Origin of the sequence: Yinghuangia sp. YIM S09857, from assembly GCF_051388915.1 — a bacterium.
In the GTDB taxonomy this organism is placed as follows: Bacteria; Actinomycetota; Actinomycetes; order Streptomycetales; family Streptomycetaceae; genus Yinghuangia.
Map to the genome: position 1 here is coordinate 238,419 of NZ_JBPKBH010000004.1, position 25,027 is coordinate 263,445.

The window sequence follows — 25,027 nt, forward strand, 5'->3', positions numbered from 1 at the left end:
CCGGTCTCGCGGTGCTCGGCCTCGGCCGTCTGGAAGGCGTCCGGCGCGCCGCCGCGGAGGCGCCGCACCCGGTCCGCGTCCGCGAGGTCGAGATGCACGAGACGCCCGAGGAGGCCGCCGCGGTGGTGGCGGGCGTCCGGGAGTCCGAACGGCCGCTGGATGCGCATGAACTTGAGGATGCGTTACTGGAACTGACCGAAGCCAGGGACGAAAACGGTCGGCGGCGCCGGAAGCGCAGGGTCCGCTGGGACGCGCGGGCGCGTGATCAAGTCGAGCGCGACTGCACCGAAGCGGGCCAGGAGATTCCGGACTTCGATTGGTGGTGGGACGAGGTGGCCCAAGGCGCATGGCGAACGAAGACGGCCTCGTCCGGGCCTGTGGTGGTCCACGTCAGTTCGCATCACTCCAGCAACGGCGTCGGGGGAATGAACGGCGGTGGTGGGGGATTTGACGGCGGATCGGGCGGCGGCGCGTACGGCGGATTCGGGGGCTGTTTCTGACGGTGCCGGCCGGGCGGCTCCCGGCCGGCAGCCTTGGCCGTTTTGCCAACGGCGCCGCCACGGACTCCATGGTCCTGGGGGCGGGCTGCCTCGTGTCTCCGAATTCCCGCCGGGCCCGCGGCGCCGGGCCTTGACGGCCCTCCCAAGTGGCACGCTCCGGGCCTTGACGGCCCTCCCAAGTCGCGGCGTTACGACCCTTGTCACCGGGCCTTGACGGCCTCCCAAGTCAAACCCGGGCCGAGCAGCCGCGGGCCGCGCCTTGCGAGCGCACGCACCACGGCCCGCGGGCTATCCGACGGCAATTCGAAGGCACTCCCTAGAGTTGGGTGAGCACGGCGACCGTGTAGCCGAACTTGCCTGTGCTCAGGGTCCCTGTCTTCGCCTCAAGGAACAGGTCGATGAGCTCGACTTCGTCGGCGCCGCATTCGTCCAAGAGGGCGGGCCGCACTGTCGCGTACGCCTTCTCCCACAGCGGCCAGGTCCGTCCGACCTGGAGTTCGTCGTGGACGTCCGCGACGTAGTCCACCGAAAAGCCCGCCTCTGTGGCCACGTTGGCCACATCCTCGGTGGTCATCGGCGGGCACACGCAGAACTCCTGGACCAGTAAGTCGAGTTCGTCGCGGTCCAGCTCGGCGCGGCGGCTGAAGGTGGTGACCAGCGCCCGACCGCCCGGGCGCAGTACGCGCCGCATCTCGCGCAGGGCACGCAGGGGATCGCGTACGTGGTCCAGCGTCTCCACCGCCCACACCGCGTCGAACTCGCCGTCTTCGTAGGGCAGTTTCATCACGTCGGAGTACTGGAAATGCGCGCGCTCGGTCATCCCGGCGCAGGCGGCACGGACGTTGGCGGCCCCGACCTCGACGCGGCTGACGGAGCAGCCGGTGATCCGCGTCCCGGTGAGATGGGCCAGCAGGAGCCCGGAGTGGCCGGAGCCGCAGCCGGCGTCCAGGACATGCCCGCCGTACGGTGGGGCCAGCACCCCGGCCAAGTGCCCGACCATCCGCTCCTGGGCGGCGGAAACCTCGTCGTACGGGTCGTCGAACGCCGGTGCCGTAGTGTCCGGCCACGCACCCGCGTGGCGCCCGCGGCCCTGCACCATTTCGGCGAACCAGTACCACTCGTCGAAGAACGCCCCGACCTCGCGCGCGGTCGGCAGCGACCTCGTCGGCGGGGCGGAATTGGACGAAGCTGCGGAGGTCACTGTTTCTCCTTGTCACGGGCCTGGCAGGTCGGCGTGCGTCGCGCATCGGCGACGGCCGCGGCATGACTCCGCCGGTCGACCCCGCCGCGCGCTCGGCACAGGGGAGCGCTACTCGGGGATATGACGGTGTCGCGGGGCGTGCTGTGACATCGGGCGCTCGCGCCACGCGGGGGTTGGCCGGGGGCAGGAGCGCGGGAGCGGGGTGCAGGCGGCGTACGGGCTAAGGTGGCCGTTCGGGTTGGCGTCGGTACGGGGCGGATCGTGTCCCCACCAAGGGGCGCGCGGGTCGGAGGAGGGAGTGCCATGGACTTGCGGCGTATGCAGCGTCCGCGGCACTCGCGATCTCCGAGGCACATGCGGCGGCCCTCGGCCACGTTCTTCGTCAGCCCCGTCTCCCGGCCCTTCGCGACCTTGCTCGCGCTGGTGCTCCTCGTCTTCGGCGGCCTGGCCGTCCAGGGCTCCCCGGCCGGGGCCGAGGCCGCGCCCGTGACGTCGACCACCGCACCGGCCGACGCAACCTCCGCCACGCCTTCCGCCGCCCCCGCGGCCGGAGCCGACACCGCCGACGAGGCGGTGCGTACCGTATCGGCCCGCGTGCTGCTCCCCACCCACGGCGGCGAGCCGCACCCCGTCGCGCTGCCGTGGGCGACGGCGCCGGAGCCCTGGTACGTGCTCGCCGCGGGCGGGCCGCCGGGCGCCCGGGAGCCGGACCGGGCCGCCGTACCACTCGTGCGCATGGCCCCGCGGGCCGACCGCGCGCCACCCGTATCTCCAACAGGCATCTGATCCCACCGCGCCGCCCCGTCTCGGGCCGCGCGGCTTCTCCCCTTTTCCTCCCCGCCGCGCGGCCGGGCTGCGCGGCGTGCCTGTTGGAGGCTCCATGTCTCGCGCCATCACCGTGCGTGCGGTGCTCGCGCTCGTTGTCGTCCTGGTTTCGCTGTACGTGGCCCTGACCCAGTCGCCCCGGCTGGGCCTCGACCTGCGCGGCGGCACCCATCTGGTACTGGAGACCCGCGATTCGCCGACCGCCAAGGCCGACGCCGAGGCGACGGACCGCACCTTGGAGGTGCTGCGCCACCGGGTGGACGCGCTCGGCGTCGCCGAACCCACGCTGGCGCGCTCGGGCGAGCGCCGCGTGATCGTCGAACTGCCCGATGTGCAGGACCCGCAGGAGGCGGTGGCGGTGCTGGGCCGTACCGCGCAGTTGACGTTCCACCCGGTGCTGGGGCAGGCCGACGGTCCCGGTCAGGCGCCGCCGGTGGGGCCGCCCGCGGCGGGCGAACGCGTCCTGCCCGACACCTCGGGCGAGCAACTGCGGCTCGGCGCACCCGCGTTGACCGGTGCCGAGGTGTCCGGCGCCGAGGCACGGAAGGACCCGCAGGGCCTCGGCGGCTGGTACGTATCGGTCGACCTCCGCGGTGAGGGCGGCAAACAGTGGGCCCGGCTCACCGGCGAAGCCGCGTGCGCCGCCCCCGGCGATCCGGCGCGGCGGGTCGCGATCGTGCTGGACGACCGCGTCGTCTCGTCACCGCAGGTCGATCCGTCGGTACGCTGCGGGACCGGCATCACCGGCGGTGCCACACAGATCACCGGCGGTTTCGACCGCGGCGAGGCACGCGAGCTGGCGCTGCTCATCAACGGCGGCGCGCTGCCGGTGCCGGTGGAGCTGATCGAGCAGCGGACGGTCGGCCCGACGCTGGGACAGCAGGCGATCGAGGCGAGCACCACCGCCGCGATCATCGGCATCATCCTGGCGTCGCTGTTCATCATGTTCGTGTACCGCCTGCTCGGCGCCCTCGCCGCGGTCGCCCTCGCGTGCTACGGGCTGATCTCGTACGCCGCACTCCTGGTCGTCGGCGCGACCCTCACCCTGCCGGGACTCGCCGGATTTGTCCTGGCGATCGGCATGGCGGTGGACGCGAACGTTCTGGTCTTCGAGCGCGCCCGCGAGGAGTACGCGGCGGCCCGGCGAGGACGCAGTCTGCGTACGGCCTACACCGCAGGGTCGCGCAACGCCTTCGGCGCGATCATCGACTCGAACATCACCACCCTCATCGCGGCCGGACTGCTCTTCTACCTGGCTTCGGGCCCGGTGCGCGGGTTCGGTGTGACGCTGTCGATCGGCGTGCTCGCGTCGATGGTGAGCGCTCTGGTGATTACCCGCGCGCTGGCCGACATCGCGGTACGCCGCCGTGCCGTGACCGCCCGGCCGCAGGTCACCGGCATCGCGGCGCCGGGGCGGTTCCGCACCTGGATCACCGGACGCGGCCCCGACCTGATGCGGCACCGGCGGCGCTGGCTGGCGGCGTCCGCGGTGGTCCTCGTCGTCGCGGTGTCCGGGATCGTCCTGCGCGGACTGAACCTCGGCATCGAGTTCACCGGCGGACGGGTCATGGAGTACTCGACGAGCACCCCCGTCGACGCGGACGACGTCCGGACGGCGCTGTCGGAAGCGGGTCACCCGCGCGCGGTCGTGCAGACGTCCGGAGACGGCAACCTGGCCGTACGCCTTGCGGAGCTGACAGACGCCGAGGAAGCGGAGGTTCGCGCCGCGATCGCCGAACTCGGCGGCCCCACGGAGAAGATCGCCGACGACATGATCGGACCGACCCTCGGCGACGAGCTGCGGCGCAACGCGCTCATCGCCTTGGGCGTGGCCGTTGCCGCACAACTCCTGTACCTGGCCGTGCGGTTCCGCTGGACCTTCGGTGCGGCGACGGTCGTCGCGATGGCACACGACGTCCTCATCCTGCTGGGCGTGTTCGCGTGGCTGGGCAAACCGGTCGACGGCATCTTCCTGGCCGCGCTGCTCACGGTGATCGGCTACTCCGTGAACGACTCGGTCGTATTGTTCGACCGAGTACGGGAGTTGTGGACGCGCGAACCGCGTGCCCCCTTCGCGTCGACCACCAACCGAGCGATCCTCCAGACCCTCCCGCGCACCGTGAACACCGGCATGGGCGCGTTGTTCATCCTGGTCTCACTGTGGCTGCTCGGCGGCGACTCGCTCGCGGACTTCGCACTGGCGCTGCTCGTCGGCATCGTCGTCGGCACGTACTCCTCGATCCTCACCGCGGCCCCGCTCGCGATCATGCTCCAGTCCCGCAGCACCAAGGGCGCACCCCAACAACGCCGCAAGTCCCCGACCCGGCCGGCGTCCCCCCGGGGTACCCGACCCCGAACCCCGCAACGCCGCGCCGACAACGGTGCCCAAGTGTGACAACGACCGGGCTCCGGACCAGGCGTGGCGCCCGGTCCGGAGCCCGCGCCCCACCACGTCGCGCGGTCGACACCGCAGACCTCACGGCGAATGCGCAGCAGAGAAAAGGCGGTGCAACTTCGCTTGATCGAAAGGGGAGTTCCATCCGGATCGCGTCGCCGCCTCACTGCTCCTTGGCCAAGCCCAGGTCGACCGCGTGTTCGATGGCTCGGCTGATGGGGAGGGCGACCTCGTGTCCGGGGGCGGCCCGTAAGCCCTGGGGCAGTTCCGAGACCTGGACGAGTCCGCTCACGGCTGCGTCCACCTCGGGAGTGTCCCGCTGGATGGTCGCCACGTGGTGGTCGACTTCGGCCGGGCTCTGGCCGCGGAGGGGGAGCAGGTAGAAGTACCGGCCGTTCTCCCGGGTGCCGATGATCTGGCCGCCGAGGGAGCGGAACGTGGCCAACGACGCGGTGTTGTCGGCGGCGATATGTCCGGTGGCGTAGCGCTCGTCGGCGGGACGGGCGTCGCCCCACGCCTGGGTCACGTCCTTGGCCAGACCCTGCCGTCGAAACTCCGGGCGGACGGCCACGGCGAGCCCGTGCGGGACGGGCTGGTCGGCCCAGCGCTCCCTGGTGGCCGCGCTGACCCTGTGAGTGCCGCCGTCGCGGGGAACCAGCAGCGGTCCGCCGAACGAGTCCCGCCACAAGGACCTGGGCCCTGTGTAGAGCGACCCGGCCCGGAAGCCGGCGACGCGGTCGTCCGCGGTCTGCGCGATCGCGACGCTCCAGACGGGACTGTTGGGATCGGAGAGGGCCCTGCGGTATTTGGCTTCCGTGGCGTCCCGGATCGGCAGGCCCTCGGCCGCGGCCCAGACATCGGCGAGTTCCGGGATCAGCCGGGAGATTTCGTCAGGATCCTTCACGACCCGGATCCGGAACAACTGTGCTCCCAAGTGCTGGCCGTACGTCTTCGCCGTGGTCCCGCCGACACGTAAGAGTCGCAGCACTCACCGTCACGGCGCTTGGACGGACACGACAGTCCGGGGTGGACCGGGCCCCTGCACGCGCGATCGGGGCTCTTGCAACGTGACACCACACCTCCGGGTGCCTGGCTTGCGCGCCGGCAAGATCGGTAGGTTCGTCGGCAGGCGGGTCCATGCGGGAGGCAGTGACCAGGCGAGATGATCATCGATTCCGGCGTGTACGTCTTCGACTACCGGCGATTCCACGACGAAGTCGTACCGGCTATAAGGCAGTTACATGCCGGGGATGTGGTCGAGCCGTGGTTGGAGGCGGTCTGGAACAGGGGGCAGCCGCACCCCACCGCGGTCCCGCGCTTCACCCCGTACCTCCGCGAGATCACGGCCGGCTTGATGGCTGCCCCAGACCTCTCGGGCGCCCTACCCGCGGCCCTGTTCCCAGAGCCCGTCCCTCGCCCCAAGCGCCGTCCACGACGCGCCCCCGGCGAGGCGCCGCCGTCCATCGTGGACGAGTACACACTGCCGCCCGACCACAGCGCCTGGCTGGACGTCTGCCATCTCTTCCAACGGGCGGTCGAGGAGAATTGCCTGGGCAGCGGCGCCTACATGGGCAACGTCACGCTGCCCGGCGCCCTCCGCTTCTGCGTCGACAGTCGAGGGCTCCTCCTCGGGTACGACGAGGACCTGCGTACGCTGTTGGGCTGGCTGGAGAGCCGTGGGAACGCCTGGAGACAGGCCGCCGTCGACTGCTACGAGGGCATATACGGCTGGCTCGACCCGGACGAGACCTGGCTGTTGGCCGAAGCGCTCGCCAACCACCCTCTACCGACCGTCGACGCAACCATCCCGGCAATAAAAGCCGCCCGCACCAACGGAGTTGGACCCTGCACCGACGGAGAAAGCTGCCCACAGCGCCTCGCCGTACTCCGTGCAATCGCCCAACTCGCGGTATCGGAGGGCTGGGGCTTGCTGTGGGGCCTGGACGTATCGCCGCCTGACGACAAGGAGTTCGTGTAGCCAGCGGCGGGAAGTCAGAAGCGCGTGGTCAATGCAGACCAATCGGCGGCGCCGAAGCGCAGCGGGCAGTCGTCAGGCCGCTAGGAGTCGCGGACGCAGATGCCCGCCGGCGACGTGGCCACCTCGACGCAGTCGCCCCCGCGCGATCCGCTGTAGCTGCTCTTGGCCCATCGGAGGTTGTGATCGTCACCAACACCCTGCTCTGCGTTCATCGTTCTGCCAACAGCCCTTCGATGAGCCGCTGCGACTCGTCGATGTTCATTGCCTGCGAGCGGAGCTTCCCATAGGCCAGTCCAAGCCCGCTCACAGTATGCGCCTCAACGGTCACAGGTTCGATGCCCTGCGACTCGAAAACGGGTCACGCCGCCGTCAGCAAGACCGTCTGGGCCGAGTTCGAGCGCGACGACACGTCGCGTACGCCCATACCGCCCGCGCGCAAGGCCGACCCGATGAGGTAGGCGCGCTCGTGGCGTTGTACGCCTCGGCGGGGTGTCGTGTGGGGGCGTTCAAGGTGTTCGGCGGGTCCAGAATTCCGGGGGCTTGGCGTTGCGGACTTCTTTGGGGAGGGTTGCGTCCTGCTCTGGTGGGAGGTCTTGGGCGGACCACTTTCCCTGGGGGTTTGGGCCGATGACTCGGACGACGGGGCGGTTGCCCGGTGCAGACGAACGGTCCGCCAGCAGCCAGATCTTGTCTTGTTTTGCGTCCCAGAAGGAGATGGGCTGGTCGCGCCAGTCGTCGAAGCAGTGGTCGTCCCGGAAGCGTTGGACGGGGCCGTTGGCGAAGACACCGGCGTTGCGGTCGTGGTAGTCGGTGACGCGGACGCAGACCAGAGCGCGCTTCGACTCGTCGAACGGCACCGGGAACGACCGGGACGCGTCGAAGCGTCCCGACGGCGAACTCGTCGGCGGCTCCGCGCCGATGCCGCCGAGGAGTGTGCGTTCCGAAATCGGGCGCTGGGTACGCCAGTTGTCGTCCGAAGTGACGAGCCACCACCCCAGGACAGCCGCGCCGACCACGGCGGCCACGACGGCCGAGAGGGCGGCCGCGAGGCGTCCTCGACCGTGTACGGCGTTCACTGCGTCCCCCCGGAGTCGGGCCCGGCTTCGCGGCGTTCGCGCCATCCGGGGCGGTTGTCGAGGGTCGCGTAGCCGTACTTGAGCCAGTTGGGGAGGCTGGAGTCGGCCTCGGGCGGAATGGTGCGGGCGTGCCAGTCGCCGTTTTCGAACTGTGTCTGCCGGATCTCGCTGCGTCCTCCGGAGTAGGGCGAGGACCGCACGATCACATAGACGGTGTCGGTTGCCTCGTCCCAGCGGAAGTGCGTGGACCACGCCGACGCCGACCGGTACCAGCGGTCGTCGGTGTATACGACATTGCCCAACTTGCCCTGCTGTCCGGGGGATTTGACGTAGACGCGGATGCGGAACCGCACATAGTCCTGGTGCGGGTCCTCGCGGCTGTCCTTCGCTTGTACCTCCAACGCCCAGCGGTCCGAAGGCGATCGGACCCACATGCCCGGGACGGCGGTGTCGCCGGTGTGCTGGTCGACGTGGGCCCGGGTGGTCGAGGACGCGGTGGCGGACGCCCCAGCGCGCCCGTTCGCGGCGTCTTTCGCTGCGACGGCGCAGCCGACCGCGGTGGTCAGGCACAACGCGATGACGGCCGATATCCGTGAGAGCGACCGAAGTCGGACCGGAGGAGCAGCGCCTGAGTACACCGGGTCCACAGCGCGGTCACTTGGCGGGGGTGTTCTGGACATCGAGCACGGTCTTCCCGTCAGCGGCGATTCTGACCACGGCTTCCTGCGGCCACGTGACGCGCAGATTGTAGGACTCGGCCTGGCCGAGGCTGATGACGTTGGCGACGCCTGCTTTCCATTTGTCGGTCGAGTACTTGAGGTTGGGATCGACGACGTCGTTGAACGTCAGATCGGCAGTGACCTTGACGACGTACGTGCCGTCGTCCATGCGCGTCACCACCGTGTGGCCCTTCGCGTTGAAGCCGCCGACGTCCTTGTTCGTCCCGTGCAAGTACTCGTAGCCGACCATCCCCTCGCCGTTGCGCAGTTCGAGTGGGTGGGTCATGTCGAAGTTCCCGAACGTGCTCTGGGACTGGACCGCGGCGAGTGCGATCTCCGGGTACCACGGCGGCTGCACACCGAGGTTGCCGCCGGGAACGGCGTAGCCGGTGTACTGCGGGTTGACCGGTCGCTCCTGTCCGGTCAGGACGAGGTTCAGCTCCGGGTTGGCGTTCATGTACTCGGTCCAGTCCGGGTCGTTCTCGATGGTCATCGTGTCGCCCCCGCCCCACAGGTAGTGTTCGAGGAGCTTCCGTCCGGCCCAGTCGCTGCTGACGCTCGAACCGTCCTGGCGCGTGATGCGTCCCGCGTCCTCTCCTTCGCGCGTCTCGCCGGGCGCTCGGCCGGTCAGGTCGTCGATGTCCTTGCCCATGTTGGGAGCCTTGGGAGCGAGCGACGGGTCCAGGGGCTTCGACCTGAGCAGGGCGACGACTTCTGCGGCTTTGTCGATGTCGCCGGCCGCCGACTCGGCCGAGGTCTTGTGCTGCTGTTCGAGTCCCTTGGCGGCCTTGACGATTTCGGCGAGATGGGTCTCGGCCGCGTCGAACTCGGCCTTCGCCGCTGTGTAGAGCGCCGTCTTGCGGTCGTACTCTTCCTTGTCCTCGAAGCCGTGCGGTGCCATGTCCATGCCGGGTGCGGACTTCGCCTGCGCAATTCTCGCGCGTGCCGCAACCGCCTGTTCCTCCAGGCTGGTTCGCGATCGCTGGTACTCGCTCAGCAGTGCGGACCACGAGGACAACGCCATCTGCACGCTCAGGAGCGACTCCTTGATGAACCCGACATTGGGTATGAGCTCGTTGACTCGCCCGTGGAACTCCTGGCCGGCCGGTCCCCGCCACGCCTCGTTGTCCAGGCCGATGCGGTCCAAGTCACCCTGGAGTGCCGCGAATTCGCCGGTGCTCGTACGGACCTGACTCAGGAGCCCCTCGACTGCCGGGACGATGCCCGGTGTGGGGTCGAAGCCGAGTCCGGGAAACTGCTTCGAATCGCCCATCAGCCCAGCGCCTGGGTAATTGCCCCTGGAGTGGCGGGACTTGTCGGCACCTGTGGCGAGAGCGCATCGATGACGGCCTGCTCGGTGGCGCCGTACCGCGCCCGCGCGTCGGCGATTCCCTCGCCGAACGACTCCAGTTCCTTGCGGAGGTCCTTGACCGCCCGCCGCAACTCGTCCTGGAAGTCGTCGCACGCGTTGTCCAGCGTCTTGCGGCCCATGCGGATGGGGCCGACGTCCTTGAGCGCCTTCAACGTCGTATCGGTAATGGCCGCGGCCCCGTTCATCCGGGCCACGAGCCCGTCGAGCCACGCCAAAGTCACCCGGAATTGTCCGGTCAACGCTCACCCCCGCGCGAACGCATGTTTGGATCACCGTAGCGTAGGCGCGGAGTGTCGGCGAGTCATGATGGGGTGGGCCCTCGTGAGCGAGCCCGGCGCCTGGCCGGGCATCCGACGGAGAGATGGGGATTGGTGGCTGACTTCGAGGGCCGGTTGGCGGCGATGCTCGACGGACTGCGCTCGAATGACGCGATCGAGGTGTACGACGCGGAACCGGGCGTCCTCGCGTCCTGGCTCACCGGTCCGAACCACGCGCTCGACGTGATCCGGAGGGTGGCGGGAACGGACCTCGCGCCTTCGATGGCCGACAACTTCCACCGGTACGAAGGCCTGGGCTGCTATTGGCGGTTCCGCGCCGACGGCAGGATTGGAGGCGAGTTCTACCTGCATCATCTGGTGAGTGCCTGCGTGGGCGAGGTGGTCGACGGTGTGCCCGACGAGGAGTGGTCGTCCTCGGAGCGGTCGACGGCGGAGTGGGCCGAGGCGAAGCGTGCGGCCGGGGAGGACGTCCGCTACCGGCTCTTGTGCAACATCTCCGACGTGTACGGGCCGAACGAGGAGGAGCGCATCCTCAACGGTTTCGACCAGCAGGGCCAGTCGGGTATCGGCGGGATCGCCGGGTTCGCCGCCGCCGAGGAAGGCGAGGAAGGCAAGGAAGGCGAGGAAGGCGAGGAAGGCGCGGGTGGCTTCGCGACCGTCGGCGGAGAGTCCGGGCAGCCCGAGATCTGGTACTCCGTGAACACGGACGGGACTCTCGTACGCCTGAATCTCACCTATCCCGAATACCTGGAAACGCTGTTGCTGACCCGGGGCTTGTTCGGGTGGCAGTACCTGTACGCCGACCCCCACGACCCCGGGCTCGGGTACCGCCGCACGGATCTCCGGCTGGGCCTTGCCCTTCTGGAGCAAGCCTTCCCGGACGACGACTTCAGCGACTTGCGCGCCCGTTCGGACGCGCACCTGCGTCATCGGGGTGAGTAGCGACCCGCAGGTGTCCGGCGCCGCAGGCGGCGGGCATCAACAGTGAACAACCCCGGCTACGAGGATAGTTCGGTCACATTGACGGAAACTCCGTGCTGGGCCACCGGATTCGGAGGTGTCGTGGTCAGCGTGAGCAGGGGACGGGACGAACCACCAGTCGCATAGAGTGCGACCGTCAGCGGACGGATCCCGCTCAGACGCTGCTCGTCGGATTCCTCCGCGTCCTGGGGCAGGCCCGTGATGAGGTCGCGTTCCAGCAGCGACTCGGCGGCCCGGATGTGCGCACGGACGGTCTTGGTGGCAACGCCCAGTTCAGCCGCCGCCGCGTCCGCGTTGAACTCCGCGAGCACCCACGCGCGCAGCGTGCGTACGAGGTCCCGGCGGTCGTCGGCGAGGGGACGCAGCGCTTTGTCGGCCCAGGCCCGCACCTGTGGGTGAGTGAGCAGGTCGTGCAGCGAGACGTCCACCGCCGGTATGCCGGTCTCGCGCGGGTGTGTCATGACGATCTGGATCGCCAGCGACAGCGTGACACGGTCGAGGGTGCGTTCGGGGTCGATGCCGACAGCCGCACACACCTGACTGACGCGCCGCGCAACGGTGTTGCGGTGGACGCCGATGATGCGGGCGGCAGCGGAGGTTCGGAACTCCAGGGCCATCGCGGTGGCTTCGAGGATCTGCCGGCCTTCCTGCGGCAGGCGCAGGATGGGGTGGAGGAAGCGGCCGGCCCAGGCGTACGCGGGACCGGCCGGGAGCACGTCGATCAGGCTCGGGACGCGCGACGAGACGATGACCGTTCGCTCGGGGTGGTGCGACGCACGAGTCAGCGCGTCAGCCGCCTCGCCGTACGCGCTGCCGACCTCCTCCAGCGGGTGCAACGGGCTTCCCCCGACCGCGAGATTGGCCACGCCGAACGCGTCGCGCAGCGTACGGAGCCGGAGTTCGGTGTCGTAGCCGTCGTGCTGAGGCGCGACGACGATGATGTGCTCGTGGTACGCCGGGCACCGCACCGCCAACGCGTGCTTGTCCAGGTTGCGTTCGACCTCCGCCATGACCGTGTCGCGGTCCGCGCGGGCGCAGTCGACGATGAAGACGCGCGCGGACTCGCTGTCGAGCATGCCGGGCGCGACGCCCGCCATCACCCGGCGCGCGTGCAGCGCATGACCGGTCATCAGAAGTTGGAAGGCCGAAAGCCGGATGCCGCGTACCGCCGCCAGATGCTCGTCGGTCTCCCGCACGGCGGGTTCGAGCGCGAAGGCGAGCAGCGAGGCCGCGTGGTCGACGACCGACAGGTCGGCACGTGTCGGCGGCTCCTTGGTCGCGACGATCAGGACCTGGTCGCCGGACAGCGGCACGGTGCGGGCGAACATCCCGCTCGGCGTGGTCTGGTGCGGCCGGTCCGGCCGTTGGATGACGGATGCCAGGGCCAGCGGCGCGGCGGGCGGATCGGCCGCGAGGATGCCGCTCCCGCCGCGTACGACGACCTCCGCGCCGAGTTCGCGCGCCAGCAGCCCGGTGATGTTCCCGACGGTGTCCGGAGACGCCTTGAGCTGGTCCAGCAGGCCGCCGAGCCGCGCGGCGTGCCGCCGGGCCCGGTCCACGCTCAAGTCCAGTACGGATTGCGCGAGACCGGACTTCCAGGCGGACAGCGGGCGGGTGGACGTGAGCACCGGGAAGCGGTGGCGGGCCGCGGCGTCCCGGAGTTCGGCGGGTATGCCGTCGCCCGGTGTCACGGTCGCCGGCATTCCGGCGACGACGAGTCCGGCCGCGCGGCCCGCGGCGAGCGTGCGGAGGAGCGGGTCGGCGTTCCGGAGCAGGCCGTCGGCGTGGCCCAGGTTCGGGACGTCGGAGACGACCAGCGCCTTGTCGACGTTCGGGCCGATCCACTGGCTCCCGGACAGGACCAGCGCCCGGTGCACCTCGCGATCGGTGCCGACGGCGGATCCCAGGCCGAATTCCGGAATCGCGCTCAAGTCGCGCAGAGAGAACATCGCTGGGATCTCCTGTGTCGTACACGAACCTGGGACGGGGACTTGCCTGGTACTGCTTCGACTGTCCGGACTATCCGGACTGTCCGGGACCACCGGGAAGCACCCGGGACCGCCTGAACCGCCCAGCCTGCTTCAAAGCCGCCGTGCGGTGCCGTCATCCGGCGCCTTTCGGCGGATTTCCGGCGCGAACAGTACACCGACGTGCGCCGGGCACTGCTGGAAGGGCCCCGGTCTGCCGGAGATCGCGGGGACCGGCGCGGTGAGGTCCCACAGGGCGTCCACCACGGTTTCGATCGCCGTCTCAGCGATCGTGGTCGCGAGGCGTTGTGCCGGGCACCGGTGTGCGCCCGCCGACCAGGCCAGGTGGCTCCGGTCCCGCGGTACGTGGCGGCCGGGCCTGGACGGATCGAGGCCCGTGGCGGCATGGCTCACCAGGACCGGGGTCCCGGGCGGCACGTACACGCCGTGCAGCACCTTCGGGTACCGGGCGTAGTGCACCGACGAGTTGGCCACCGGGCAGCGCAGCGACAGCGTGTCGTTCATCGCCTGACGGATGGTCACCGCACCGCCGACGAGCTCGCCCGCGTAGACCGGGTCGGTGAGCAGGAGGTGCAGCGTCGCGCCGATCCACGCCGACGTCGGCGCGGTGCCGAGGACCAGCATGGCGGCCAACTGCCGTTCCACTTCGGCGTCGTCGAGCCGCGCCGGATGCGCGAGCAGCCATGAGGTGACGTCGGCGCCGGGACGCGCGCGCTTGGCGGCGACGATCTCCCGCAGCACCTGGGCCAGTTCGGCGGACGACGCGGCCGCGTCGGGGGCGGCCGCGATGATGGTTCGGGCGAACCGGCCGACGTGGTCCGCGTCTCCGGGCGTGAACCCGAGGACGTCCGCAAGAGTCCCCAGCGCGACCCGGTCGGCGTACTCGGCCATCAGATCGGCGTGCCCGCGGTGGCCGAAGGCGTCGATCAGCTCGCGCGCGAGGCGTCGGACGGTACGCCTGACCCCGTGCAGGTCGATGCTGTGCAGGCTGTCGTCCACGGCTTGCCGAAGCCGCTCGTGCTCGGCGCCGTCGGTGTGCTGGAGGCCGCCCGCGTACATGAGGGCCAGGCTCGGCGGGACCATGCCCTGGGCCAGCGCCTCCCATGCCCCCGGGTTCCGGGTGAAGTCCGGGTCGGCGAGAAGTTCGCGCGCGGCAGTGTGGCTGGTGACAACCAAGGCGTAGATGCCAGGTGCGATTTCGGCCCAGGCGACCGGTCCGGCGTCGCTCAACTGCGCGTGGACGATGGCGGGGCTCTCGCTGAACGCCTCGCCGAACAGCCGGGGAGGCGCAGCCTGTTGCGTATGCGCGTACGTCATCGGGCAGAACTCCCGGCGGGCTGGAGAATGTTGGTGACCAGGGCGATCAACGCGCGCTTCGCGGACGGCAGGAGCCGTGCGTCGAGGAAGACCAGGGGCCGGTCGTCGGGGAGGGAAAGCGCCTCGCGGAGCATCTCGTCGGTGTAGGTGGGGGAGCCGGGGAAGGTGTTGACGGCGACCACGTAGGGGAGATCGGCCTCCTCCAGCAGGCCGATGGACTCGTACGACTGCTCGACGTTGCGGGTGTCCACGAGCACCAGCCCACCCAGGGCGCCGTGCATGAGTGAGCGGATCATCGCGGCGAACCGCGGCTGGCCGGGCGCGCCGAAGAGGTAGACGGCGATGTCGCCGCCGAAAGTTCGGCGGCCGAAGTCGATGGCGACAGTCGTCGTGGATTTGGTGTCCACCCGTACGTCGTCGACGAGTTGGCCGGCTCTGGTCAGCCGCTCCTCGGTGCGGAGCGGGCGCATCTCGGAGACCGTGCCGACGTACGTGGTCTTCCCCACGCCGAACGCGCCGAGCACCACGATCTTCACGGAGCGTGTGCCGGGCGGCAGGTAGTGGCGTTCCGCGCGTGCGTGGCGGCCGCGTGGCGTCGGGGCGGCGACGTCGGAGGCGCCGAGGCCGGGGGCGCCGAGCTCGGAGGTGCGCTGGTTGGACGCGCCGAAGTCGGAGGCGCGGCGGTCGGAGGCACCAAACTCGGAGGCACCAAACTCGGAGGCATCGGTGGGGGAGGCGCTGGTGTCAGAGGCGCTGAAGGCCATCCAGAACCCTTTCGAGAAGTTCTCGTCCCAGCGGTTCCCCGACCGTGACGAACGGATTGTCGGCGACCACGTGACCGGACAGGATCAGATCGCCGACGAGCGACCGGACGACACCGCCCGGCAGTTCCAGATGCGCCGACACGTCCGCGACGGACAGCACCCCGGGCTCCAGCAGCGCCAGCACGCGTCGCGCCTGGACGCGCAGCCCGGTCGGCGGCACCTGCGGGTCGGCCGACAGCAGCGTCGCCATGTCGACGTACGGCCGCTGCGGCGCGTTGTCGCCCGTGGTGATCACGGTGTGGGAGCGGACGACACCGCGGCGCGTGTGGCCGCCGGTGCCGGAGGTCATGCCCGCGCAAGTATCTGGCGCTCCCGGGCCGCGAGGAACGGGCCCAGCGCCTTGATCAGCTTCAGTGCCTTGGACAGCGCGAGCTGTACGTTCTGGCTGATCGAGTCGCCTTCGACGGCGACCCCGAGGCCGCTGTTGGCGCCCGCGGACATCAGGAGCACGGTGTAGTTCGTGAAGTCCATGATCTGATACCGCATCAGCAGGTTCCCGGGGTCGGTGCGGCAGCAGTCGGCGAACGTGTGCTGGAGGGACGCGACGCTTGCGAACGCCGCGCAGGAGCGCTCGACTTCGTCCCTTCCCAGGCCGTCGGTGGCGGCCAGGGCCAGCCCGTCCGACGAGAACAGCACGGCGGAGACCACGCCTTCGCCGAGCAGGGCGTTGAGCTGCGGGCGCAGGTCCGACGAATCGGCCGTGGCGTGCTGGTAGTCCGTCATCGCGTGCTCACCCTTCGTTGACGTTGTCTTCGTCGGCGTACCCGGCCGCCAGGACGTCCCGGAGCCGATCGAATCCCTCGACGAGCGCGTCGGGGTCGGACACCGCCTGCTGGACGGGGGTCCCGACTCGGCGCACCGGCCTGCGCGGCTGCCGCTTGGGCAGGCCGTGCGCGGTGAGTTCGGGCGCGGCTGTCGGTGGTGCGGCTTCGGGTGCGGTGAGTTCGGGCGCGGCGGCGATCGGTGCCGTGCCGATGACCGCGTCGCCCTCCGCCGCGTCCGGGATCGTCGGGACCATCGCCGCAATGTCTTCGGACTCTGTTGCAGGCCAAAAGAGTTGTCGGCCTTCCTGCGCCGCCGGGAGCGGCGCCGCCGACACCGGGAACGGCACCCGGGCACGCGGTGGTACGGCTTCACGCGACACGATCCGACCGTTCTCCCAATGCTCTTCCGCGGGCCCCGGCTCCGGCTCGTCCGCGACCAGGTGTTCCGCGGGGATCAGGAGGTCCGCCCGGACGCCTCCGGATGCCGAGGGTGCCAGCCCAACGCGCAGCCCGTAGGCGTGAGTCAGGCGTCCGATCACCAGGAAGCCGAGCTTGCCGGGCTCGGCCAGCCCGGTGACGTCGGTGGTCCCGGACGCCAACGCCTCCTCCGCTTCCCGGAGTTGCGTCGGGCTCATCCCGAGGCCCTGGTCCTCGACCGTGACGCGCATTCCGTTCGGCACGCGCTGCACGTGTGTCACGACCACGCTTCCCGAATACGACGCCGCGTTGTCCAGCAGTTCGGTGAGCGCCACGATGACCGGCTCCACGATCAGGCCCTCGACCACCGCCTCACCGGTCTGTGCGAGATACGTGTAGTCGACCGCGTCGCTCTGCCTGATGCGGCCGCGGGCGCTCTCCATGATCTCGGCGACGGTGCAGTTGGCACGCTGCACCCCGGGCCACGACTCCGTCAGGATCCGCAGCCGCTGCACCGTGTGCGTGGCCAGGGTGACGCTGTGGTCGACCCGGGCGAGGGGGNTCTCGGCGACGGTGCAGTTGGCACGCTGCACCCCGGGCCACGACTCCGTCAGGATCCGCAGCCGCTGCACCGTGTGCGTGGCCAGGGTGACGCTGTGGTCGACCCGGGCGAGCGTCCGGGCCGGGGAGGTGGCGCCCCGGCCGGACGCCCGACCCGAGCCACCCGGGATTTCCGGCCCGCCCGGGTGGTCCTGGTGGTACGGGTTCGCCTGCTGGTCGCGGCGATCCCGGTGCTCGTGCTCGTCGTGGTCGTCGAACCCGTTGTCGATGTCGCGCTGGGCGCGGGTCAGGCTCGCCTGGATCTCCTCGGCTGCGACGCGCAGTCCGGCGCGGGCGGAGTCCTCCACCTTGCGCCGTACGACATCGCCCGCGGTCCGTACCGCATCCTCGGCGGCCTCCAGGTAGCCGGCCGCCTCGGAGCCCGCCAGGAGGTCGGGACGCCGCAGGCCGACCGCGACGGGCACCCGTACGCCTTGGAGTTCCTGCAACACGGCGGGTAGCCGTACCTCGCCCAGATGCTCCAACTCGGCCATCACGTGTTGGAGTTGCGCCCAGTTGGCGGCTGCCTCCGCCCGGGCCTCGGCCACCTGCTGTCGGGCCCCGGCGCGGGCCGCCGCCGAGGCGTCCTCGGACTGCCGCCGGGCCTCGGCGACAGCCTGCTCGGCCCGGCTCTTGGCCTGCTCGGTACGCCGCGCCGCGCGGCGTCGGCCGGGCAGTCCGTACGCCCAGGTCAGCCCGGCCGCGATGCCCGCGCCGGAGGCACCGACCACCAGGTTCACGTCGTCGATCACGAGTTCTTCGGTACCGCTCTCGGCTACAAGCCGGCCGGGTGGAAGGCCAGTACGGTGCAGCCGAACTCGGACTGCGGGAAGTGCACCGAGCCGGGCGTGCCGACGATGACGCTTCCGGGGCCGTACTCGGCGCTTCCGTCGCTGAAGACCCCGGCGGTGACGATGAGGATCTCCGGCAGCCGGTGCGCGTCCTCGCCGAACGCGGCGCCCGGCGCGAAGGTCAACTCCATGACGACCGAGGGGTCTTCGGCCGATTCCGGCTTCACCACCCGGGCCGTGATCTTGTCGTTGACCTGCGACGGTGCCGTCTCGGCAATCGAGGTGACGTGGAATCCAGCAGGCATGACCAACCCTTCGCCGTGGCGCTGTGCCGGGGAGAGCCCGACCGCGAATCACCGCTTCCGGCCGGGGCGAGCAGCACGCTATGGGCTACGCCGTGGCGCGAACTACGGCCCTGCTGCACCATTTGCCCGCCCACAAGGGGCTCTGACGCACCATCCCCCTGCCGCGGACGCCCCCGTGCACCATGCCGGGCACTCGGGCAGGTGCGCTCTGCACCATTCCCGGCCGGGACGGGGGCGACGAGCCGGGCCGGGGACGACGAGCCGGGCCGGGGACCGGGCTCGTCGTCTCCTCGTGGACCCGTCCGTCCGCAAGGCGAACGCGAATCGCCGCATGCGGACGGCCTGGAATCAGCCTCGGGTGCCGCTCAGAAGTCGAACACGGGAGTCGTGCCGCGGTGCAGCGCACAGCGGTTGCCGTACGACCGCTCGAAGGCGATGTCGGTGACACCGCCGTGCCAGTACCCGTCCGCCACCGCGGTGACCGGCATCCACTCCGCCGTGCACGGGCCGGGCTCGCCTTCGAGGAGCTCGAAGTCGCCGTCGGCCTTGTCGACGGCGGCGCAGGCGGCGTCCGGGTCGGGATGCGAGCCTCCGTTGGAGTTGCACCACAGTTCGACCTGGTTGATCAGCGGCCCGCCGGTGCCCTCGCCCGCGTACACGCTGAGCGTGATGTGGCCGTACGGCGGCGGGGTCGCCGACGCGGGGGTGCTCGCGCCGAACGCCGTGGACGCCAGGGCCGCGGCGCCCAGCAGTGCCGCCATTCGCTTGTTGGTGCGCTTGTTCAAGTGTGGCCGTCCCTCCGATACGCGGGGCACGGACGTTGCCCGGCCGCTCCGGACACCCGCGTGGACCGCGCCCCTCAAGACGTATCGGCCAACTGGGCGGTCACCTTGAGGAATCGCTCCCGCGCGCGGCGACCGCATCGCGGACCCCGGTCAGGAAGCGCTCGACCACCGCACGCCCGTCCGCGTCGAACTGCTCTACCACGGCGATGACTTCGCCGATCAGCGGACCGAAGAAGGCTTGCCCGAGCGCTACCGCCCGGTCGTCCACCTCCAGCAGGACGCGCCGTCGGTCGGACGCGTCCCGCACCCGGCGCACGTGGCCCGCGCGTTCCAGCCGGTCGACCAGGGCCGTGGTGCCCGCCGAGTTCAGGCCGAGTTCCGCGCCGAGGCGGCCAGGGGTCGCCGGGGTGCCGGCGCGGGCGGCGTCCAGGAGCGCGATCAGGGCGCGGAGGTCGGTCGGGTGCAGCCCGTTCTCGGCAGCGAACTCCCCGCCAAGTCGGTCGAGTTCGAGCGTTACCGCGCGCAGCAGGTGCACCGCGCGCATACCCGGCCCGTGTGCGTCGACCGTCTCCGCGCCACTTGCGCTTTGTTCCGCCATGTCACCCTCCTCCACGCTGCCGTTTTCCCAGGGGGCGACCCCTGGGGCTGCACCTTCATCCAGGCCCTGAATATTATCTCGTTGAGCGAGATATTCGCTCGACGAGATTTATGGACGAGAGCCCGAGGTGACCCGTGACCGCCGACTTTCAAACAGCCGAGCCCCACGACGAGCCCTCCGGACCAGCCGGACCCGCCGCCGACGGGACCGCCGCCGACCGGTCCGCCGCCGACCCGCCCGACTTCGACGTCCGCTTGGCGACCGCCTACGACGCCGTGATGCGCCGATGGCCGCTGCCGGTCGAAACCGTCGTGCTGGACTCCGAGTTCGGCACCACCCACGTCAACATCTGCGGCCCCGCCGCCGCGCCTCCGCTCGTCCTCCTGCATGGTGGCGGCACCACGGCCGCCGTCTGGTACGCCAATGCCGCCGATCTCGCCCGGGCCCACCGCGTCCACGCGATCGACCGCATCGGCGAGCCCGGCCGCTCCCGGCGCGGCCCACGGCCCCCGCGCGGCGCCGACGACCTCTACACGTGGTTGGACGGCGTACTGGACGGCCTCGGCATCGCACGCGCCGCCATCTGCGGCCACTCGTACGGCGCGTGGCTCGCCCTCAGGTATGCCCTGCACGCCCCGCGGCGCGTCACCGGCCTCGTGCTGCTCGACCCCACGCAGTGCTTCGGCGGCTTCCGGCCCGGATACCTTGCGCACGCGCTGCCGTCACTCCTGCGTCCGAACGCCGGGCGCGCCCGCCGCTTCATCACCTGGGAGACATCAGGCGCCGTTGCCGCCGAGCCGGACGGGGCAACCGCCGACTGGATGCAACTCCACGGCCTGGCAGCAGAGTTCCCCGGTGCGGCGACCATCGTCGGACGTCGACCCAAGCCCGCCGAACTGCGCGCGCTGGCATCGGTGCCGACCCGCGTGATCCTCGCCGCCGACAGCCGCACCCACGACCCCGCAAAGATCGCCGCCGCCGCGCGCCGCGACGTCCCGCACGCCGAAGTGTCAGTGCTGCCAGGCGTGTCCCACCACGCGATGCCGTGGCACCGCGCGCCGGAACTGAACGCCGAGCTCACGCGCTTCCTCGACACACTGCCAACTGCCTAGTGCGGCGGCCGCAAACGTTCGCACCGGTTCTCGTCGTTCGGTGCCGTGCATCCTTCGCCGGGCCTGGCGGCCCTCCCGAGCGCGGGCCCGAAGCTCGTACTCGGTCGTACTCGCACGCCGGGCCTGGCGGCCCTCCTTCGCCCGCAACGCCGCGAGGCGCGGTGCCGGGGCGGCAAGAACCGGTGAAGGTTTGTGGTCACCACACCAGCGGTCAGCGGTCCTTGAACGCGTCGGCGAACTCGGACTCCGGCGCGATCTCGGTGATGACGTCGATCAGTACGCCGTTGGGGTCGGCGACGATGAAGTGCCGCTGCCCGAACGCCTCGCTGCGGATGTCCAGCTTCGCGGGCAGCCCCTCGTCCACGACCAGTCGCTGCCACTCGGCGTCGACGTCCTTGACCTCGAAATTGAGCAGCAGACCCTGCACGGGCTTGCCGTACCCGTCGGGGATGGTCGGGTGCGTCGGGTCGAGCAGCGCGAGCTCGTACGTGAGTTGGCCGGGGTGCCGGAGGCTGACGTACCAGTCGGCCTCGAAGGTGACGTCGAACCCGAACAGCCGCGTGTAGAAGTCGCGCGACTCCGCCAGGCGCTCGGTGCCGATGACCGGGTAGAAGCTCGTGACCTTCATGGCGGGGCCTCCAGGGGGTGTGTCGGTGCGCTATTCGCATACCTTGGGTATGTCAAGTACGCTAGTTCGCGTACTCCGGGTATGTCAAACAAGGGAGCGACGTGTCGTACGAGAGCGAGCAGCGAGCCCGGCAGCGCGAGCGGACCAGGCGCACCCTCATCCGCGAAGGCCGCAGGCTCTTCGCGTCCCAGGGCTACGCCGCAGTCGGACTCGCCGAGGTCGTGCGCGCCGCGGGCGTCACCAAGGGGGCGCTCTACCACCACTTCGACGGCAAGGCCGACCTCTTCCGCGCCGTACTGGAGCAGGTCCAACAAGAGGTCGCCGACCGCGTAGCCGCCGCGGCCGACGCCGAGGCCGACCTGTGGACGCAACTCACCACCGGCTGCCGTACCTTCCTCACCGCGACGGCCGACCCCGAGATCCAACGCATCATGCTCGTCGACGGCCCGGCCGCCCTCGGCTGGCAGGAATGGCGCGCCCTCGACGAAGCCGCCTCCGCCCGCCACCTGTCCGAAGCCCTGACCGCACTGGCGGAAGCCAAGATCATCACCCCCCAGCCAATCGCCCCCCTGACGCACCTGCTTTCCGGCGCCATGAACGAAGCCGCCCTATGGCTGGCCGCCTCCGGCACCCCCGAAGACCTCACCAACACCTGGACAGTCCTGTCGCGCCTGTTGGAGTCCCTCCGCACCCCCTGACCGCCGCATGAACCAGACGTCGACCTCGTCGTCGATATCCGCCGCGAAGCTGCGCGGAACTCCGAATATGCGACGGTGATTGACGTCCCTCTGGGGTGTTGTCCGTCGGGGGCGCCGATGATCAGGGCGGGATCCGGCTTGTGCCTGGTAGATGGCCCCTGAGCGCGCGTTGCTGACCGGAGTGCGGGCGTGCGTTTGGGGTGTTGTAGATTCCGTCCGCCGCACGGCTGTTCCGGGGCGGTGAGGTCGGTCGTACGAAATCAATTGCCCCGCAGGAGTTGCGTGTGTATTCCGATGCCGAAATGCCGTCCGCTCGTCGTCGGAGACCGGCGTTGTGGGTGGTTGCTGTGGGTGTCATCGCATTGCTTGCTGTTGTCGCGGGGGTGTTGTTTGCGGCGGGGGTGTTCGAGGAAACGGAAGACGACGGCGGCTTGCCGTCGGCTGCGCCGTTGGAACTCAACGTCGGCGACTGCTTCGACTTCTTTGACTTCGCGGCGGCCCCCGAGAGCTTTCCCGAGCGGAAAATCTCCTGCAAGCAGGCCCACGACGGCGAGGCGTATGCGGTCATCCGCGTCGGGGAGACGGATGTGTTCCCCGGCGCCGAGGTGCTTGAGCGCACCGCGCGGGAGCAATGTCCCGCGCGGGCCGATGCGTACACGGACGGTGCGTGGCGTTCGGCTCCCGCGTTGACGGTTAAGTACACGTACCCGAACGCGATTTCCTGGGAGGTCGACGGGATCCGGGCGGTCACCTGCATGCTGCGGGCGGAGTCCGGTGAGAAGTTGACCGGCTCGGTCCGGCGCGGCTGATCGGGGGCGGGCCGATCGCGCCCGGCGGCTATTGCCTTCGACGGGCGGAGTCGGGGGGCGTTAGCCTGCGCGGTCGTTGGAGGGCTTGGTGTGAAGGAGTGCCCGTGGGGGACGATGAGGGCTCGCAACTCGGACGGTTCGGCACGCAGTTGGCGAGTGATGACGTCGACGTCGTTCGCCTGGCACTGGACGATTTCCTCCAGGCGCAGGCGGACACCAGGTGGGGCGTGGACAACCCGTACCGGCCGATTGCCGGCGACGTGCGGTTCGCCGCCCGCGACCTCCTCGATCTGCCGCCGTCCGGCGAAAGCCACGTCAGCGCCCTCCGTGTGCTGTGGCACCTGGCCGACGAGGAGGACGCCCGGCGGATCGTCGGGATCCTCGAAGGCGCGCCTGATGCCGAGGTCCGGGAGCTGGCGCGGGACGCTGCCCGCACCGCTCTCACGGCGGGCGACGAGCCCGATCGCCGGCTGCTCGACCTGCTCGTCGCCGAGGCCCTGGACGACGGGCTCGACACCGGCGAGCGCGTCCAGGCCCTGCGCGGCCTGGCCGGTCTCGACTCGCCGGAGGTCGAGGACGTCCTCGTCCGCCTCACGGAGTCGCCCGAATTCGATCTCCAGGTGTACGCGGCCGGCCACCTCGCGACACCCCTGGCCCTCCGCACGCACCGCGAACGCCTCGAACGGCTCGCGAAGTCGTGGCCGGAGGACGCCGGTTGGAGCGCACGCGAGGTCCGCCGAGCGCTGGAGGGCTTCCACAGCACCCACCTGACCGACACCGCCCCGGCCGATCCCGCCCTGCGGCGGGCGCACGACGAGCTGATGTTCCCGCCGACCGACGACGCCTGCCTGAACGCGTTCACCACGCTGCTGCGCAGCGACGACCCGGTCGCCGTCGGCATCGCGCTCGACCACTACGAGTCCTCCGAAGGACTGTGCAGGGTCCTAGAGGACGAGGAACGCGCCGTCGCGTACCTGCCCGAAGTCCTGGCCCGCGCGCGGGAAGTGCTGCGTCTTCCGATGCCGAGGGCCGAGGTGAGCGCCCTCGCGATGATCGGCGGGCGCCACGTGGACCCCGGTGACGCCGAACTGCTGCGGCACGTCCTCACCCGCACCGATTCGGAGCCGGTGCGCCGGCAGGCACTGTGGACCGCAGGCGCGATCCTGAAGGCCGCCGAAGTGCCGGACGCGCAGCTCGTCGCCGCCATGAGCGACACGATCTTCGACCCGTCAGTCGGCACGAAGGAGACGGCGGTCCGCATCCTGGCGGACAGCCTCGGCGCGGACGCGGACGACATCCTGCTCAGGGCGCTCCGCGAAGGGGAGCCGAAGGTGCAGGCCCACGCCGCCAATTACCTCATCGACACCGGCGGATTGGCGCGGCACCGGCCGATCCTCGAAGAGGTGGCCGAAAGTTGGGGCGACCAGGTGCCGGACAGGCCGTTCGGCCGCAATCCCGTCGATCGGATCTTCGGGACGCCGCACAGCGTCCACTGGAAGGGGCACCGCCTCGCGGACCCCGGCCTCGCGCGCGCCCACCGGCGGCTCAGGGCGCCCGACGTGGACGAGTCGTACCACGCGGCGCTGCGCATGCTCCTCGACAGCGGCGACGACGCGGCCGTGGGCATCGCGCTCGACCACTGGTGGAGTCCCGACGGCGCCGAACGCCGCGGCGGCCCGGAGGCCCGCGAACCCGAAACGGCGCTGGTGCTGCGACGCGCCAGAGAGGCGCTGAGCCGGCCCGCCGCCCCGCCGGAACTCAGCCGCGACTACGGTCCCGACGCCAAGCACCTGGGCGCGCTGGCGGCGCTGTCGGAAGTGGCGGAACGGTCCCCGTCGCTGCTCGCCGACGCCGTCGAACTCGCCGACATCATCCTGGCCACCCCGAGCTGGTACGTGCGGGACCGGGCGTTCTACATCGTGGACGAGGTGTTCCAGGTTGTCGAGGAGGCCGATCCGCGCTTTGTCGACGCGCTCGGCATCCTCGCGCACGACGACGGCGTCCCGGAGGACGAGCGCGCCAGGGCCGCGGAACTGCTGGCCAAGGCCCCGGGGCCCGGGCGATGA

23 protein-coding genes and 2 pseudogenes are annotated in these 25,027 nt (G+C 70.6%); 9 read left to right on the forward strand and 16 right to left on the reverse strand.

Annotated elements, in window-relative coordinates:
- Positions 1-500, forward strand: a pseudogene (locus ACRX5S_RS09890) (hypothetical protein); the annotation flags it as partial.
- A 316-nt stretch (positions 501-816) separates the two neighbouring features.
- Here the strand turns inward: ACRX5S_RS09890 and ACRX5S_RS09895 are convergent.
- Entirely contained in the window at positions 817-1,701 is an 885-nt protein-coding gene (locus ACRX5S_RS09895; protein ID WP_436772449.1) for a class I SAM-dependent methyltransferase, read from the reverse strand.
- A gap of 303 nt (positions 1,702-2,004) precedes the next feature.
- On the opposite strand from ACRX5S_RS09895, the gene ACRX5S_RS09900 reads away from it, so the two are divergent.
- Positions 2,005-2,487 (forward strand): hypothetical protein, encoded by a 483-nt coding sequence (locus tag ACRX5S_RS09900; RefSeq protein ID WP_436772450.1) that lies wholly within the window; start codon positions 2,005-2,007, stop codon positions 2,485-2,487.
- A 94-nt stretch (positions 2,488-2,581) separates the two neighbouring features.
- Positions 2,582-4,921, forward strand: a complete 2,340-nt coding sequence (secD, locus tag ACRX5S_RS09905) for a protein translocase subunit SecD (RefSeq protein WP_436772451.1) — start codon at positions 2,582-2,584, stop codon at positions 4,919-4,921.
- 163 nt (positions 4,922-5,084) lie between these two features.
- On the opposite strand, the gene ACRX5S_RS09910 is transcribed toward secD, so the two are convergent.
- Positions 5,085-5,825, reverse strand: a complete 741-nt coding sequence (locus ACRX5S_RS09910; RefSeq protein WP_436772452.1) for an N-acetyltransferase family protein — start codon at positions 5,823-5,825, stop codon at positions 5,085-5,087.
- A 258-nt stretch (positions 5,826-6,083) separates the two neighbouring features.
- Here ACRX5S_RS09910 and ACRX5S_RS09915 point away from each other — a divergent pair, with 258 nt between their 5' ends.
- Positions 6,084-6,899 (forward strand): hypothetical protein, encoded by an 816-nt coding sequence (locus ACRX5S_RS09915; protein WP_436772453.1) that lies wholly within the window; start codon positions 6,084-6,086, stop codon positions 6,897-6,899.
- Positions 6,900-6,982: 83 nt separating this feature from the next.
- Here ACRX5S_RS09915 and ACRX5S_RS09920 read toward each other — a convergent pair.
- The 5 genes and pseudogenes from ACRX5S_RS09920 to ACRX5S_RS09940 form a co-directional block, all read right to left on the reverse strand.
- A pseudogene (locus ACRX5S_RS09920) lies at positions 6,983-7,111 on the reverse strand (DUF397 domain-containing protein); the annotation flags it as partial.
- 294 nt (positions 7,112-7,405) lie between these two features.
- Complete coding sequence (locus ACRX5S_RS09925; protein WP_436772454.1) at positions 7,406-7,975, reverse strand: hypothetical protein; 570 nt, start codon at positions 7,973-7,975, stop codon at positions 7,406-7,408.
- Positions 7,972-8,547 carry a hypothetical protein gene (locus tag ACRX5S_RS09930; protein ID WP_436772455.1) on the reverse strand — a complete coding sequence of 192 codons (576 nt, stop codon included), beginning with the start codon at positions 8,545-8,547 and terminating at the stop codon, positions 7,972-7,974. Before ACRX5S_RS09930 ends, ACRX5S_RS09925 begins: the two co-directional genes overlap by 4 nt.
- Before the next feature lie 82 nt (positions 8,548-8,629).
- Positions 8,630-9,967: a hypothetical protein gene (locus ACRX5S_RS09935; RefSeq protein WP_436772456.1), complete on the reverse strand. Its 1,338-nt coding sequence runs from the start codon at positions 9,965-9,967 to the stop codon at positions 8,630-8,632.
- Positions 9,967-10,305 (reverse strand): hypothetical protein, encoded by a 339-nt coding sequence (locus ACRX5S_RS09940; RefSeq protein ID WP_436772457.1) that lies wholly within the window; start codon positions 10,303-10,305, stop codon positions 9,967-9,969. The genes ACRX5S_RS09935 and ACRX5S_RS09940 overlap by 1 nt, the downstream gene beginning before the upstream one ends.
- A gap of 132 nt (positions 10,306-10,437) precedes the next feature.
- On the opposite strand from ACRX5S_RS09940, the gene ACRX5S_RS09945 reads away from it, so the two are divergent.
- Positions 10,438-11,286, forward strand: coding sequence for a hypothetical protein (locus ACRX5S_RS09945; protein WP_436772458.1), 849 nt, complete (start codon positions 10,438-10,440; stop codon positions 11,284-11,286).
- A 56-nt stretch (positions 11,287-11,342) separates the two neighbouring features.
- Here the strand turns inward: ACRX5S_RS09945 and ACRX5S_RS09950 are convergent, their stop codons facing one another.
- From ACRX5S_RS09950 to ACRX5S_RS09985, 8 genes are all read right to left on the reverse strand, one after another.
- On the reverse strand, positions 11,343-13,274 hold the full coding sequence (locus ACRX5S_RS09950) for a helix-turn-helix domain-containing protein (protein WP_436772459.1): 1,932 nt from the start codon (positions 13,272-13,274) through the stop codon (positions 11,343-11,345).
- Positions 13,275-13,406: 132 nt separating this feature from the next.
- The gene (locus tag ACRX5S_RS09955) at positions 13,407-14,630 is read right to left on the reverse strand and encodes a cytochrome P450 (protein WP_436772460.1); all 1,224 of its coding nucleotides are present in this window, start codon (positions 14,628-14,630) and stop codon (positions 13,407-13,409) included.
- The gene (locus ACRX5S_RS09960) at positions 14,627-15,394 is read right to left on the reverse strand and encodes a GTP-binding protein (protein WP_436772461.1); all 768 of its coding nucleotides are present in this window, start codon (positions 15,392-15,394) and stop codon (positions 14,627-14,629) included. The genes ACRX5S_RS09955 and ACRX5S_RS09960 overlap by 4 nt, the downstream gene beginning before the upstream one ends.
- Positions 15,375-15,743: a DUF742 domain-containing protein gene (locus tag ACRX5S_RS09965; RefSeq protein ID WP_436772462.1), complete on the reverse strand. Its 369-nt coding sequence runs from the start codon at positions 15,741-15,743 to the stop codon at positions 15,375-15,377. Before ACRX5S_RS09965 ends, ACRX5S_RS09960 begins: the two co-directional genes overlap by 20 nt.
- Entirely contained in the window at positions 15,740-16,177 is a 438-nt protein-coding gene (locus ACRX5S_RS09970) for a roadblock/LC7 domain-containing protein (protein WP_436772463.1), read from the reverse strand. Before ACRX5S_RS09970 ends, ACRX5S_RS09965 begins: the two co-directional genes overlap by 4 nt.
- A 1,833-nt stretch (positions 16,178-18,010) precedes the next feature.
- Positions 18,011-18,331, reverse strand: a complete 321-nt coding sequence (locus tag ACRX5S_RS09975) for a cupin domain-containing protein (protein WP_436772464.1) — start codon at positions 18,329-18,331, stop codon at positions 18,011-18,013.
- Positions 18,332-18,696: 365 nt separating this feature from the next.
- The gene (locus tag ACRX5S_RS09980) at positions 18,697-19,116 is read right to left on the reverse strand and encodes an SSI family serine proteinase inhibitor (protein WP_436772465.1); all 420 of its coding nucleotides are present in this window, start codon (positions 19,114-19,116) and stop codon (positions 18,697-18,699) included.
- Positions 19,117-19,216: 100 nt separating this feature from the next.
- Positions 19,217-19,714: a MarR family winged helix-turn-helix transcriptional regulator gene (locus ACRX5S_RS09985; RefSeq protein ID WP_436772466.1), complete on the reverse strand. Its 498-nt coding sequence runs from the start codon at positions 19,712-19,714 to the stop codon at positions 19,217-19,219.
- 134 nt (positions 19,715-19,848) lie between these two features.
- Here ACRX5S_RS09985 and ACRX5S_RS09990 point away from each other — a divergent pair, with 134 nt between their 5' ends.
- Complete coding sequence (locus ACRX5S_RS09990; protein ID WP_436772467.1) at positions 19,849-20,826, forward strand: alpha/beta fold hydrolase; 978 nt, start codon at positions 19,849-19,851, stop codon at positions 20,824-20,826.
- A 211-nt stretch (positions 20,827-21,037) separates the two neighbouring features.
- Here the strand turns inward: ACRX5S_RS09990 and ACRX5S_RS09995 are convergent, their stop codons facing one another.
- Positions 21,038-21,454: a VOC family protein gene (locus tag ACRX5S_RS09995; RefSeq protein WP_436772468.1), complete on the reverse strand. Its 417-nt coding sequence runs from the start codon at positions 21,452-21,454 to the stop codon at positions 21,038-21,040.
- A 101-nt stretch (positions 21,455-21,555) separates the two neighbouring features.
- On the opposite strand from ACRX5S_RS09995, the gene ACRX5S_RS10000 reads away from it, so the two are divergent.
- From ACRX5S_RS10000 to ACRX5S_RS10010, 3 genes are all read left to right on the forward strand, one after another.
- Entirely contained in the window at positions 21,556-22,152 is a 597-nt protein-coding gene (locus ACRX5S_RS10000) for a helix-turn-helix domain-containing protein (RefSeq protein WP_436772469.1), read from the forward strand.
- A 284-nt stretch (positions 22,153-22,436) separates the two neighbouring features.
- Positions 22,437-22,961: a septum formation family protein gene (locus tag ACRX5S_RS10005; RefSeq protein ID WP_436772470.1), complete on the forward strand. Its 525-nt coding sequence runs from the start codon at positions 22,437-22,439 to the stop codon at positions 22,959-22,961.
- A 104-nt stretch (positions 22,962-23,065) separates the two neighbouring features.
- Positions 23,066-25,027: a HEAT repeat domain-containing protein gene (locus tag ACRX5S_RS10010; protein WP_436772471.1), complete on the forward strand. Its 1,962-nt coding sequence runs from the start codon at positions 23,066-23,068 to the stop codon at positions 25,025-25,027.

Bases quoted from the DNA above. Each gene is read 5' to 3' on its own strand.
- ACRX5S_RS09955 (WP_436772460.1), bottom strand. From the start codon at position 14,630: ATGACGTACGCGCATACGCAACAGGCTGCGCCTCCCCGGCTGTTCGGC.
- ACRX5S_RS09935 (WP_436772456.1), bottom strand. From the start codon at position 9,967: ATGGGCGATTCGAAGCAGTTTCCCGGACTCGGCTTCGACCCCACACCG.
- secD (WP_436772451.1), top strand. From the start codon at position 2,582: ATGTCTCGCGCCATCACCGTGCGTGCGGTGCTCGCGCTCGTTGTCGTC.
- ACRX5S_RS09950 (WP_436772459.1), bottom strand. From the start codon at position 13,274: ATGTTCTCTCTGCGCGACTTGAGCGCGATTCCGGAATTCGGCCTGGGA.
- ACRX5S_RS09995 (WP_436772468.1), bottom strand. From the start codon at position 21,454: ATGAAGGTCACGAGCTTCTACCCGGTCATCGGCACCGAGCGCCTGGCG.
- ACRX5S_RS09985 (WP_436772466.1), bottom strand. From the start codon at position 19,714: ATGGCGGAACAAAGCGCAAGTGGCGCGGAGACGGTCGACGCACACGGG.
- ACRX5S_RS09915 (WP_436772453.1), top strand. From the start codon at position 6,084: ATGATCATCGATTCCGGCGTGTACGTCTTCGACTACCGGCGATTCCAC.
- ACRX5S_RS09965 (WP_436772462.1), bottom strand. From the start codon at position 15,743: ATGACCTCCGGCACCGGCGGCCACACGCGCCGCGGTGTCGTCCGCTCC.
- ACRX5S_RS09970 (WP_436772463.1), bottom strand. From the start codon at position 16,177: ATGACGGACTACCAGCACGCCACGGCCGATTCGTCGGACCTGCGCCCG.
- ACRX5S_RS09900 (WP_436772450.1), top strand. From the start codon at position 2,005: ATGGACTTGCGGCGTATGCAGCGTCCGCGGCACTCGCGATCTCCGAGG.
- ACRX5S_RS09960 (WP_436772461.1), bottom strand. From the start codon at position 15,394: ATGGCCTTCAGCGCCTCTGACACCAGCGCCTCCCCCACCGATGCCTCC.
- ACRX5S_RS09975 (WP_436772464.1), bottom strand. From the start codon at position 18,331: ATGCCTGCTGGATTCCACGTCACCTCGATTGCCGAGACGGCACCGTCG.